The organism is Silvanigrella sp. (assembly GCF_044369315.1).
In the GTDB taxonomy this organism is placed as follows: Bacteria; Bdellovibrionota_B; Oligoflexia; order Silvanigrellales; family Silvanigrellaceae; genus Silvanigrella.
This window is the reverse complement of sequence record NZ_JBIPMD010000086.1, coordinates 1-11,832: the sequence shown is the minus strand read 5'-3', so window position 1 is coordinate 11,832 and position 11,832 is coordinate 1. Positions and strand designations below refer to the sequence as shown.

At 29.1% G+C, this 11,832-nt stretch carries 12 protein-coding genes; 5 read left to right on the top strand and 7 right to left on the bottom strand.

The features are described 5' to 3' along the window. Positions 1-313: enoyl-CoA hydratase-related protein (locus tag ACIQ56_RS08740; RefSeq protein WP_397600687.1), on the bottom strand; the 313-nt coding region annotated here is incomplete at its 3' end. 355 nt (positions 314-668) lie between these two features. Between ACIQ56_RS08740 and ACIQ56_RS08735 the strand changes: the two genes are divergently transcribed. Further along, positions 669-1,292 (top strand): hypothetical protein, encoded by a 624-nt coding sequence (locus ACIQ56_RS08735; protein ID WP_397600686.1) that lies wholly within the window; start codon positions 669-671, stop codon positions 1,290-1,292. Here ACIQ56_RS08735 and ACIQ56_RS08730 read toward each other — a convergent pair. Genes ACIQ56_RS08730 through gcvT form a run of 5 tightly spaced genes read right to left on the bottom strand, consistent with a single transcriptional unit; the run spans position 1,289 to position 6,942 of the window. Further along, on the bottom strand, positions 1,289-2,458 hold the full coding sequence (locus ACIQ56_RS08730; RefSeq protein ID WP_397600685.1) for an iron-containing alcohol dehydrogenase: 1,170 nt from the start codon (positions 2,456-2,458) through the stop codon (positions 1,289-1,291). The two genes, ACIQ56_RS08735 and ACIQ56_RS08730, sit on opposite strands and share 4 nt — an antisense overlap. Positions 2,459-2,488: 30 nt before the next feature. After that, positions 2,489-3,967, bottom strand: coding sequence for an aminomethyl-transferring glycine dehydrogenase subunit GcvPB (gene gcvPB, locus ACIQ56_RS08725; protein ID WP_397600684.1), 1,479 nt, complete (start codon positions 3,965-3,967; stop codon positions 2,489-2,491). Between the two features lie 12 nt (positions 3,968-3,979). Beyond that, positions 3,980-5,341 (bottom strand): aminomethyl-transferring glycine dehydrogenase subunit GcvPA, encoded by a 1,362-nt coding sequence (gene gcvPA / locus ACIQ56_RS08720; protein WP_397600683.1) that lies wholly within the window; start codon positions 5,339-5,341, stop codon positions 3,980-3,982. Between the two features lie 59 nt (positions 5,342-5,400). Then, positions 5,401-5,781 (bottom strand): glycine cleavage system protein GcvH, encoded by a 381-nt coding sequence (gcvH, locus tag ACIQ56_RS08715; protein WP_397600682.1) that lies wholly within the window; start codon positions 5,779-5,781, stop codon positions 5,401-5,403. Positions 5,782-5,817: 36 nt separating this feature from the next. Continuing rightward, entirely contained in the window at positions 5,818-6,942 is a 1,125-nt protein-coding gene (gene gcvT, locus ACIQ56_RS08710) for a glycine cleavage system aminomethyltransferase GcvT (protein WP_397600681.1), read from the bottom strand. Positions 6,943-7,157: 215 nt separating this feature from the next. Here gcvT and ACIQ56_RS08705 point away from each other — a divergent pair, with 215 nt between their 5' ends. Further along, on the top strand, positions 7,158-7,793 hold the full coding sequence (locus tag ACIQ56_RS08705; RefSeq protein WP_397600680.1) for a glutathione binding-like protein: 636 nt from the start codon (positions 7,158-7,160) through the stop codon (positions 7,791-7,793). A 103-nt stretch (positions 7,794-7,896) separates the two neighbouring features. On the opposite strand, the gene ACIQ56_RS08700 is transcribed toward ACIQ56_RS08705, so the two are convergent. Continuing rightward, positions 7,897-8,460 carry an inorganic diphosphatase gene (locus ACIQ56_RS08700; protein ID WP_153420003.1) on the bottom strand — a complete coding sequence of 188 codons (564 nt, stop codon included), beginning with the start codon at positions 8,458-8,460 and terminating at the stop codon, positions 7,897-7,899. A gap of 160 nt (positions 8,461-8,620) precedes the next feature. Here ACIQ56_RS08700 and ACIQ56_RS08695 point away from each other — a divergent pair, with 160 nt between their 5' ends. From ACIQ56_RS08695 to ACIQ56_RS08685, 3 genes are all read left to right on the top strand, one after another. After that, positions 8,621-9,001, top strand: a complete 381-nt coding sequence (locus ACIQ56_RS08695) for a hypothetical protein (protein ID WP_397600679.1) — start codon at positions 8,621-8,623, stop codon at positions 8,999-9,001. 451 nt (positions 9,002-9,452) lie between these two features. Next, positions 9,453-10,379 (top strand): alpha/beta hydrolase, encoded by a 927-nt coding sequence (locus tag ACIQ56_RS08690; RefSeq protein WP_397600678.1) that lies wholly within the window; start codon positions 9,453-9,455, stop codon positions 10,377-10,379. Position 10,380: 1 nt separating this feature from the next. Further along, entirely contained in the window at positions 10,381-11,493 is a 1,113-nt protein-coding gene (locus ACIQ56_RS08685) for a hypothetical protein (protein WP_397600677.1), read from the top strand. The last annotated feature ends 339 nt before the right edge of the window (positions 11,494-11,832 follow it).

Sequence of the window (11,832 nt, the reverse complement as noted above, 5' to 3'; positions counted from 1 at the left end):
TTATCGCTTTTTGGACGTCTAATATATTTAAACGCGGCAAACCATCTTGACCAACATAACCACCATTTCCTCTTACTTTTTGATCACCTCCTGAACAAAAAGCTTCTTTGCCTTCACCGGTTAATATTATGACACCAATTTTTGAATTGTCTCTGCATATTTCAAACGCCTGTAATAACTCTTTAACGGTTTCAGGACGAAATGCATTTCGTACATGAGGGCGGTTTATCGTTATTTTTGCAATACCATCTTCTGTTCTATCTAATTTAATATCTTGAAACTCGTGCATTGTATTCCAAATATTTAAGCTCATCGAGGACTCCTTCATAAAGAGAATTGTAAGCATTTCCATACCATATTTGTATTTACTTATTTTCTGTAGAAAATTCAACAATTTTGATTCGATCAAAAATTATTGAAAAAAAAATATTTAAAATATTTTTTTACTTGTATGAAAACACTTGCGAAACATTATTTCATTTTTTTTGTTTGACAATTCATATACTAAGTATTAAAAAATTTATTGAGTATATTTGTATTACTCTGTAACTTAAAAGTTTTATGATATAAATCTCATTTCAATTTTCTATTAATTTATAAAATAAATAATGTTATAGACCAAATTATATTAAAGTTTAATTGCAAATTCTAAAAATTGGACAAAAAAAATGAGAAATAATTTACAAAAAAACATCGATATGCCTTTTATTACAAATAATATGAATAAATTTCATAATTCATTGTATAAAAAAATGATAGAAGGAGATAACCAAGATGGGTTATTCTATATTTTTATACAAACATTTAAATATTTAGAACAAGAACTAAATATAAACCGATATGATATTTTTTATGAATTTGTAGAAAGTCATATTTATCTTGAAAAAAAAGAAGATAGTTTAATAGAAGACATATTTTATTTATTTTTAAAAGATTTAAATTTTTATAATAACAATACAGTAAAATATTACTCTCTTCATGAAATGACAAAAAGATTATGTTTAACAAATAAATTTAATACAAACATTAAATCAATAAAATTTAACCGAATAGGAAAAAGCTATTGGACTGTTATTAATTTTCCAGATTCCTGTGAAGATTTGTTTAAAATTAAATTACCATTTAAAACAAATTTTAATGAAATCAAAGTTCTTTATATTTCATCAAATAAAGGGTTTTTCAATGGAATTATCAATCATAATATAGAAAAATACCTTTATTTGTACTCAAATGATCATATTATTTCTGATATAAATATGGAATCTGTTTTTATGAAAATTGGATTAGTTTAATCATAAATTGTCCATGCAATTTCCAAAATTCCTAAAATTTCGTTTTCTCCAATTCGGTTATTTTCTCCTAATTTATTCCCTTTTGATACTTCTATTACTTTTTTAGCAATATCTGGTAAATCATTTTTGGATATTTTATATTCAGACAACCTTGTTTTTGCACCTAAAGATCTAAAAAACTTTTCTGTTTTATCTATAGCCGTAGAAGCTATTTTGGTGTCAGAACTATAATCTAAATTAAATACTCTTTTTCCATAAGAAACTAATTTCTCTTTTTTAAATTCAAATTCGTGTTTTAATAACGCTGGCAAAATAATAGCGAGAGTTTGCGCATGATCTAAATTATACAATGCGGTTAACATATGACCAATTTGATGAGTTGCCCAATCTTGTGGAACTCCTTTTCCAATAACCCCATTTAAAGCATGGGTCGCACACCACATTAAATTTGCTCTTACATCATAATCTTTTGGATTTTTAAGCGCTTTTGGACCTTCTTCAATTAAGGTATTTAAAATAGCTTCGCTTTGACGATCTTGCAATGGAGAATTTATTTTATATGTTAAATATTGTTCTGTAGCATGAACAAAAGGATCTATAATTCCATTAATCACTTGTCTTTCAGGTAAACTAAAAGTAACAGATGGATCTAATATAGAAAAAACGGGATAAGAATGAACCGATGAAAAATCTTTTTTTTGCTGCATACTTCTTCTTGAAATAACACTAAATGGATTCATTTCAGAACCCGTAGCTGGCAGCGTTAATACACAACCAAGAGGCAGAGCATTTTCAGTCTGTTCTCCCATTAATATATTCCAAGGATCCGATTTTTTAAATTTAACGGCATTTGCAATAAATTTACAGCCATCAATAACAGACCCTCCACCTACTGCTAAAATAAAATCAATTTTGCACTTTCTACAAAGTTCAACAGCTTTCATTAGAGTATCGTATTCAGGATTCGCTTCAATTCCAGAAAATTCATAAACATCTTTATGCATTAATGCTGTTTTAACTTGATCATAAATTCCATTTTCTTTAATAGACCCACCACCAAACGCAAATAGAATTTTTTCATGATTTTGTAACAAAGATGGTAAACTTCCAATAGATTCTTTTCCAAAAATAATTTTAACGGGATTATATAATTCAAAATTATTCATTTTTTAATCCTTTTTTAAAGATTTATAATCTCATTCATCTTTAAATTTATAAGTTAATTTTAATTCACGAGCAGCTTTTACTTCATCTACTTTTTCACGGAAAGCTCTCTTAGGATGCACCACAGAAGAATCTTTTGAAGTAACAATTTCTTTAATGGATAAAATAAATCTATCTAATTCATCTTTGCTTTCTGTTTCTGTTGGTTCAACCATTAATGCATTTTTAACGCATAATGGAAAATAAACAGTTGGTGGATGCATTCCATAATCGATTAATGCTTTTGCAATTTTAGATGTGTCCCAACCACTTTCCTTTTGGTTTTTATCATTAAATACAACTTCGTGCAGATGATTTCCGTCTACAGGAATATGCAATACATCTTTTAATTGGGATTTAATATAATTCGCATTTAATATTGCATTTTCACTAACTTTCCGAAGGCCTTCTCCACCAAGAGCCTTAATGTAACACCAAGCTCGAATAAACATTCCATAGTTCCCATAAAAAGATTTTACTCTTCCTATAGATTTTGAAAAAGAATAATTTAAATGATAATTACCATTTTTTTCTTCCACTCTTGGAACTGGTAAATAAGGAATTAATTTTTCACTCACTGCAATGGGACCACTTCCTGGTCCTCCTCCTCCGTGTGGTGTTGTAAAAGTTTTATGCAAATTAAATTGAATGACATCTGCCCCATAATCTCCTGGACGACTTAATCCTAAAACGGCGTTCATATTTGCACCATCAATATAAAGAAGAGCATCTTTTTCATGAAGTAATTTTGCAATTTGTTCTATATTTTTTTCAAAAAAACCTAATGTATTTGGATTTGTTAACATCATTGCAGCAACATCTTCTGTTAATACATTTTTTACAGAATCTAAGGTAACATAGCCATCTTCACCAGTTTGTACTTGAACAATATTATAACCCGCTAAAGCAGCACTTGCTGGATTTGTACCATGGGAAGTATCAGCTGTAATAATTGTTTTTTTAATTTTACCTTTATTTCTGTGATAAGCAGAAATTAATAATAAGCCCGTAAATTCTCCTTGCGCCCCAGCACTTGGCTGTAAAGAAACAGCGGGCATACCTGTTACTTTTTTTAGATCTTCCTGCAATTCGTACATAATTTGTAAATGCCCCTGAGTCCACTCAATAGGATCATAAGGATGTGCTTCACAAATTTCAGAACTTCTCGCAATTTCTTCATTTAACCTTGGATTGTGCTTCATGGTGCAAGAACCTAGAGGATAAATTCCTAAATCAATAGCGTAGTTCCAAGTAGATAATCTGGTAAAATGACGAACAACTTCTGGTTCAGAAAGTTCTGGGAGCCTTGCTTTATTTTTTCTTAAACTTTTATCATAAAGTTTTTTATAATTAACTTCAGGAACATCTAGTTTAGGGAGCCCTATACCATAACCCCCTTTATGAGAACGTTCAAATAAAAGATCTTCTTCTAATACAATATTTTGTCCCGTTTTTTTATTTAAATAATTCATAATATAGTTACCTCATCCAAATCTTTTTAAGAGATCAACAAATAAATCTATATCTTCACGAGATTTTTTTTCAGTAACAGCAATTAATAAACCATTTTTATCGTCCGGAAAAAATCTTTGTAAAGAAACACCAGGAGCTTGGTTATTATCAACACATTTTTTTATAAATTCAGCAGAAGATGTATTTAAATCTAAAACAAATTCATTAAATGTATTCGTATTTGAATATCTTAATTTTGCTTTTCCTGTTTTTGTTAATTCTGATTTTGCATATTCTGTTTTGGCTAAATTTTGTTCTGCTAACTCTACAAAACCTTCTTTTCCAACCAAAGCTAACCAAATAGATGCCCACAAGGCACACAAATTTTGATTTGTACAAATATTAGAAGTAGCTTTCTCACGTCGAATATGTTGTTCTCTTGTACTTAAAGTCAAAGTAAAACTTTTTCTACCTAAAGCATCAACGGTTTCACCACAAAGACGCCCCGGCATTTGCCTTACATTTTCTAAACGTGTTGTAAAAAGTCCTACATAAGGTCCACCAAAACTCTGTGGAAGTCCAAAACTTTGTCCTTCGCCTGTGGCTATATCACAGTCATATTCACCAGGAGTTTTTAAAAGAGCAAGACTTAAAGGCTCTGTTACGTTAGCAGAAAATAAAGACTCTTTGGAATGAGAAAGATCACTTATTTCTTGCATGTCTTCAATGCATCCCATAAAATTTGGGCTTTGCGCAATAACTAAAGCAACATCATCTGCCAATAAAGATTTTAATGCAGATATTGATGTTGTTCCCTTTTCATTTACTGGAATTAAAGAAACTTCAACACCTAAATTTGTTAAATATGTTTTTAATACTTCAATATATTCAGGATGCACTCCAGCTGAAACTAATATTCTTTTTTTATTTTGCTTCATTCTTAAGGCCATTAAAGCGGCTTCTGCCATGCTTGTTGAACCATCATAATGTGAAGCATTCGATATTTCCATTCCAAATATTTCAGCAACCATACTTTGATATTCAAATAAAGCTTGCAGGGTTCCTTGAGAAAATTCTGGCTGATAAGGAGTGTAAGATGTTAAAAACTCGCCTCTTAAAGTCAATTGGTTAATGGCAGCGGGACAAAAATGATCGTAAACACCAGCACCTAAAAAACTTAATGAAGATTTTTTATTTCTAGAATTTTTTAAAATTTGTGAAATTTTTCTTTTTATTTCAATCTCAGAAAGTCCGTCTCCAATAGAGAGAATACTTTTTAAACGAACTTCTTTTGGAATTCCAATTAAAAGATCTTCCATACTGCTAACGCCACAAGATTTAAAAATATCAATTTTATCTTGTTCTGTTGTTGGAAGTAAACGATGTCCTGACATATTTAATCCCTTTAAAAAAAAAGACGGGTTTTTGTAACCCGTCTATCGAATTTTTATTTTTAATCTTGTCCAGATATATATTTTTCATATTCAGAAGCAGTTAAAAGTCCTGTTGGTTCTTGCTTAATTTCTACTTTAATAAGCCAGCCTTTTTCGTAAGCATCAATTGAAAGATTTTCAGGGTTATCAACAATTTCATTGTTAACATGCGTTACAGTGCATGATGCAGGAGTATATAATTCACTCACTGTTTTAGTAGATTCAATTGTTCCAAAAGAATCATTTTGTTTTAAAGTTGCTCCCACTTTAGGTAATTCAAGAAAAACAACATCACCTAGTTGATTTATTGCAAATTTAGTAACACCAATAGAAGCTGTATTTCCTTCAATTTTAATCCATTCGTGCTCTTTCGTATATTTTAAATTTTCTGGATATGACATACCTATTTTCCTTTTCAACTAAACTGGTTTAGCATTTTAACCCTGTACACTACCATGAACAAAAAACGGTTTTTTTACAACCATTGCTAATTTTTTTTCTCCACGAACTTCAATCCAAATTGAAGAACCTATTTTTGAATAATCAAAAGTCACATAAGCCATTCCAATATTTTTTGTTAATGTTGGAGAGGGACTACCACTTGTAATTATTCCAATTTCTTGTTCGCCTTCTTTAGAAGAATAAACTTTATAACCATGGCGACCAATTGCTTTTTCTTGCATTTCAAATGCAACAAGGCGTTTATTTAAACCAGTTTCTTTTTGATTTAAAAGAGATTCTTTACCAATAAAAGTATTTTTTTCAAATTTTGTAATCCATGACAAGCCACACTCTAAAGCAGTCGTAGTATGATCCATATCATTTCCATAAAGGAGATATCCACATTCTAATCTTAACGTGTCTCGTGCACCCAATCCGCAAGCTTTAATCCCAAAATCACCACCAGCTTGCATTAATGCTTTCCATATTTTAGGAGCTGCAGAAGAAGGAATATACAATTCATACCCTAATTCTCCTGTATAACCCGTACGAGCAATAATAGAGGGAACTCCTAATACTTTCCCTTCTGCAAAATGATAATAAGCAAGTTCTGCTATTTTAACATCAACTACTTTTGAAACGAGTTCTCTACTTTTTGGTCCTTGCACAGCAATTTGAGCATAATCATCACTTAAATTCTCTAATATAACACCCTGTTTTGGAGCGTGTTCCTTTAGCCAAGAATAATCTTTTTCAATATTACTTGCGTTAACGCATATAAAAAAAGAATCGTATCCTCTTCTATAAATAATAATATCATCAACAATTGTTCCATTTTCATAACAAAAAGCGTTATATTGTGCCTGTCCAATAATTATTTTTGAAACATCATTCACAGTCATCATTTGTAAGAAATCTAGAGCGCCTCTCCCTGTTACATTAATTTCTCCCATATGACTAACATCAAATAGTCCTACCTGATTTCTCACGCATTTATGCTCTTCTACAACACCAGAATATTGAACAGGCATATTCCATCCAGCAAAAGGCACCATTCTTGCGCCTAAAGCGACATGTTCATCATAAAGAGGAGTTATTTTTAATTTTTCATTTATAGACATAGGGTTCCCTCGTATTTTTAAGGATTGAGTGCCGCTCCTATATTCTTGATTTGGGTAATTTTAGTCAAGCAATACCTTCTTCTCAATGAAGGAAGAATCTTGTTTGTCAGAATGAAATATTTTGTTACGTAATCTTGCAGTAACTTAGGATTCAACTTACTTTTTAAGCGGCTTTGCAAATTAGGAAACACAAACGAAGATAAGGAATAAAAAAAATGATGAAATTTTATTTTTCTACTGCGACTTGTTCCACCGCATGCCATATTGCAATTGAAGAATTGGAATTAGAGTTCACCCCCATAGAAGTAAGCTGGAAAAAAAACTTGAACGTTGCTGAACTTAACAAGCTCAATCCCTTGGGAGCAGTTCCGGTTCTTGTTACAGACCAAGGAAAAACCTTAACTCAAAATACAGCTATTCTTGAATACTTGGCCGATCAAAAACCATCTGCACAGCTCCTTGATAAACAGGGGACTTTTGAACGAAACGAAACCATGAGTTGGGTCTCTTTCGTCGCATCGGATCTGCAAAAAGCATTTACTCCCTTTTTTCAGGCAAAAAATATTACAGCATCAGAAGCATCTCAAAAAGAAATTATAGATTTTTATACCAAAAAATTACACGACTTATTAAACTACATTGAAGATAAACTTACAAATAAAGATTACATTATGGGCAAACATTTTACGATAGCAGATGCCTATCTTTTTACAATTTTAGGCTGGACTAAATGGGTAAAAATAAGCACAAAAGATCATAAAAATATTTCAAATTATATGAAACGCGTTTATGATCGACCTGCAGTTCAAAAAGTTTTAAATAAAGAGGGATTAATTGATTATCTTCAATAGAATCATAAAAAATAATTTATAAATTTAATATTAAAGTCTCCTTATAACAATTAAATTTATAAGGAGACTTCATATTTAAAAATAAATATTTTATAATACTAAATTATTTTTTTAGCATTTCTTTATTTCTATTATAAAAATCAATACTTTCATTGATTATTTTTTCAGCATCTTCTTTTCCACACCAGCCGACAATTTCAACTTTTTTATTTTCAAGAAGCTTATATGTTTTGAAAAACTGCTCAATTTCTTTTAAATAATGAGGATTGATTTCTTCCATTTGTTTAAGATCATTAATATGCTTAAACTGAGGATCATCAACGTGAACAGCTAATATTTTATCATCAGCATCACCGCCATCAATCATTTTCATACAACCAATGACTTTTACATCCATCATGCTAAGAGGATGAACAGGATCTTGGCCAATAACCATAACGTCAAGAGGGTCACCATCATCACAATAAGTTTGAGGAATAAAACCATAATTTATGGGATAAAACATAGGACTTGATAAAACGCGATCCAGAAATAGCAATCCAGAATCCGCATCAATTTCATATTTATTTTTAGAGCCACGTGGGATTTCAATAATTGCTGTAACAATTGATGGAACTTTTTCACCAACACTCACAGAATGCCAAGGATGCCATGGATTTACGGACATAGGACAACTCCAAAAAAAATAAGTAAAAAGCAAATAGCCTTCCTATGTATTATTAAATAAGGAAGGAGAAAGTTGACGGTATGTTGTACATGCAGTTTGCTCATTTGTGAAGAAAAATTAATGCCTCACATATAAGCTAAGACTCAAATAAGGTGGAATTATGACAGAAAAGAAAAAGACAAAACCAACAAAATTAGAGTGGGCAGGCTCCCTCATATCGACTAAAGAAGAAAAACCAATATCATTAAAAGGAAGTGAGCTCTCAAATCAAAAAAGTGAAAAGAGACCAGCTCAAAAAATCAATGGGAAAGTTCAGGTTCGAAAAGAAACAAAGGGTAGAGCGGGAAAACCTGTTGCTATTTTATTTAACTTTACAGATCCAGAAGCTAAAAATGAGGAAAGTTTAAAATTGCTTTGCTCGGAATTAAAAAATAAATTAGCTTGTGGTGGAACGACAGAAAATAGAGAAATCATCTTAACATTAAGAGATTTTGATAAATTAAAAGAAGTTTTAATGAAGTTAGACATTACTTTAAAGTAGTTAAAATATATTTGTTAAAAATAAATATTGGTAATCTTATTCAAATTATTTATCGATAATATCTTTTTAATAATTTAATATATTTAGATTAATTTAAAACAGGTAAATAATTAATTTATTTTTTTAAAAATTTATAATAAATATAAATATAAAAAAATTATAAGAATAATTTCAATAATATTATAATATATTAAAATAATATACTATTTCTATAATAGATTTTATTGTTTTGAAATAATATTGACAATTTATCTTATTTTATTTAATTAAATAAATAGCTATTTTGGATCAAAAAAAGACCTTATAGCAATAATCTTCAGGTTAAATATTTGATACTAATGGAGTGATTTAAAAAATAATCTAGCATATTTAATAGTGCTCATTTTAATCAAAATTTAATTATCAAAATCCTTAATAAAAGTAAAATTTCATATGATGAAGGAATATCAAAATGAAAACCAAAACTCTTATTATAAATGATCTCTATGTAGCAATGCATACCCCTAAAAATTGGAATGGCCATTGTGTATTCTATGTCCATGGCGGCCCAGGGAGCCATTCAAAAGATTTTGAAGAAGGCTTAACTTATTTTAATGCATTTTATGAATCACAACTAGCTTTTATTACTTATGATCAAAGAGGTTCTGGCAGATCAAAAATAAAAGATCATGAAATAAAAAATTTAAACCATAGAGGAAATATTGAAGATCTAAAAAATCTTATCATGGCAACACAAGAAGTTTTTAATTTAAAATTACCGCCTGTATTGTATGGACATAGTTATGGCGCACGTTTGGTTTATGACTTCTTATGGAATAATCCAAAAATAGATTTAAAATTTATTTTATCCGGAACTAGTCTTCATCCAAATGATTGTTTAAATACATCATTAGGATTGGATCTTCTTGTCTTAAGAAAAAGCCAACCAGAAGAATTTAAAAAAGCAGTAGAGTTAATTTCAAGTGCTAGCATTGAACCTTACGAAATATCACCTGAAATTCGAAAGCTTTTTTCAGATTTGAAAATGAGACAAAAAGAAAGACAAAAATATTATTGGGTGAATGAAGTTGCTATGAATTGGTGGAATAAAATAGACTCAGAACATAATGTGAAAGATTCTGATGAAGCTTATTTTAAAATAGTCTCCTCATTTAATGATGAAACATTTAATTCTGGATCATTTAATCCCTGTTTATTAAAGCAAAAAAGTCTTTATATTAATGGATTTCACGATTACTTAATGAATGGAACAATAAAATTTAGTATTGAAGATCAAAGTAAAATTATCCGCTTCAATGCTTCAGCACATTACCCTCACTTTGAAGAACCAGAATTATTTATGAAAACAGTTTTAAAATTCATTTTGGATGATAATTAGAATGAAATATTTTTTTTGTATTATTATAAATTTATTTTTTTTACAGGCAAATGCATTACAGATAAATAAAAAAATTGAATTTAATATAGGTGTATTACAACCATTTTTATCAGAAGACACACAGGATTCCTATTTATACAAAGGGGCTTTTGAAGCCGCTTTATTTTTTAATTTAGGAATATTTGCTGAAAAATTTAAAAAATGTGGTTATTTTCCTAAGTATCAATTTCAATATTTTCCACATGAAGATACTCCTAAATTAAAGTCTTTAGCTATGAAATTAGAAAATGAAAAAAATTGGTTTATTTTAGGTTCGAATAAAAGTGAACAATTTATAAATGCAGCTAGAGTAATTAAAAAAACAGTAATGATAAGTGGCATGGCCAATTCTAAAGAAATATATGAACTAAATTGGCCTTTCTATACAATATATCCTTCAAATCAAATATTAGCTAAAGCAACTTATTTTTGGGTTCATAAAAACAAAGAATATATTGGTAATTATGGAGTTATTACCTATCCAAGTTGCACTTTTTGTGAAGATTTTAAAAACAATTATATAAATTATGCTGGGAATCCTTCTTTTGTTTATGAAATAAGTGAAGAGCTTTTTAATTCAAATTTTTTAAAAAAACAAATAGATAAATATAATATTACTTCATTATTATTACCTGTATATTCCTCATTTTCTGGAAAAATAATTTCCTCTTTAAATAAAGAACCTTATTCTAAAATAAAATTTATTGCGAATGATGGATTAGGAGATGAATTAAACCACGTATCTTATTACCCAATAAGCAAAGAACAAAAAGGTTTTTCAATTAGACTAGGTCCTAAAAAATCGGAGACCATTAAAATTTTAAATATTGAAAATCTTAGTTTATCTTGGAATGATATTGATTTATATCCACCAGATGAAGCAATTTATTTTAAAGAATCTCTTGAAAAAATATTAAATATCTTATGCAAAAATAAACCAATGAATAAAGATGAGTTTAATGAAATATTAAAAAAACAACCAAAAGATTTTTTCCAGTCCGACTTAAACTTTGGAGTATTTGAACTAAGTGGGAAAAAATTCTTTTTCAAAGAAATCTTAAATAAAAACATATGAACTATAAATTGACGATTAAAAAAATTATATTTTATATTATTATTTTAATATTTTTCTTATTTCTGATTTCAAGCTCATTTGTATTAATGAATATAATCAATCTAGAAAAAGACAAACTTGTAGGAATTTCTCCAAGAATAATTAGGGTTTTATCGAATGATCTTTTAATAGGAGATAAATATAGCTTAAATCATACAATTACAAAGTTAAACTCTGATCTTCCCCCAATTTTATAGACACAATTAACCGACCTTTTTCATTGGTCTAGTTATTTCAAATATAACTGGAGACAGATATCCATTCGACGAATGCTTTCTAACACGATTGTAGTAAACTTCA

What these genes read in the sequence shown, in the direction of transcription:
- ACIQ56_RS08685 (WP_397600677.1), top strand. Translation starts at nt 10,381, where the DNA reads ATGAAATATTTTTTTTGTATTATTATAAATTTATTTTTTTTACAGGCA.
- ACIQ56_RS08705 (WP_397600680.1), top strand. Translation starts at nt 7,158, where the DNA reads ATGATGAAATTTTATTTTTCTACTGCGACTTGTTCCACCGCATGCCAT.
- gcvPA (WP_397600683.1), bottom strand. Translation starts at nt 5,341, where the DNA reads ATGTCAGGACATCGTTTACTTCCAACAACAGAACAAGATAAAATTGAT.
- ACIQ56_RS08690 (WP_397600678.1), top strand. Translation starts at nt 9,453, where the DNA reads ATGAAAACCAAAACTCTTATTATAAATGATCTCTATGTAGCAATGCAT.
- gcvT (WP_397600681.1), bottom strand. Translation starts at nt 6,942, where the DNA reads ATGTCTATAAATGAAAAATTAAAAATAACTCCTCTTTATGATGAACAT.
- ACIQ56_RS08695 (WP_397600679.1), top strand. Translation starts at nt 8,621, where the DNA reads ATGACAGAAAAGAAAAAGACAAAACCAACAAAATTAGAGTGGGCAGGC.
- ACIQ56_RS08735 (WP_397600686.1), top strand. Translation starts at nt 669, where the DNA reads ATGAGAAATAATTTACAAAAAAACATCGATATGCCTTTTATTACAAAT.
- ACIQ56_RS08700 (WP_153420003.1), bottom strand. Translation starts at nt 8,460, where the DNA reads ATGTCCGTAAATCCATGGCATCCTTGGCATTCTGTGAGTGTTGGTGAA.
- gcvH (WP_397600682.1), bottom strand. Translation starts at nt 5,781, where the DNA reads ATGTCATATCCAGAAAATTTAAAATATACGAAAGAGCACGAATGGATT.
- gcvPB (WP_397600684.1), bottom strand. Translation starts at nt 3,967, where the DNA reads ATGAATTATTTAAATAAAAAAACGGGACAAAATATTGTATTAGAAGAA.
- ACIQ56_RS08730 (WP_397600685.1), bottom strand. Translation starts at nt 2,458, where the DNA reads ATGAATAATTTTGAATTATATAATCCCGTTAAAATTATTTTTGGAAAA.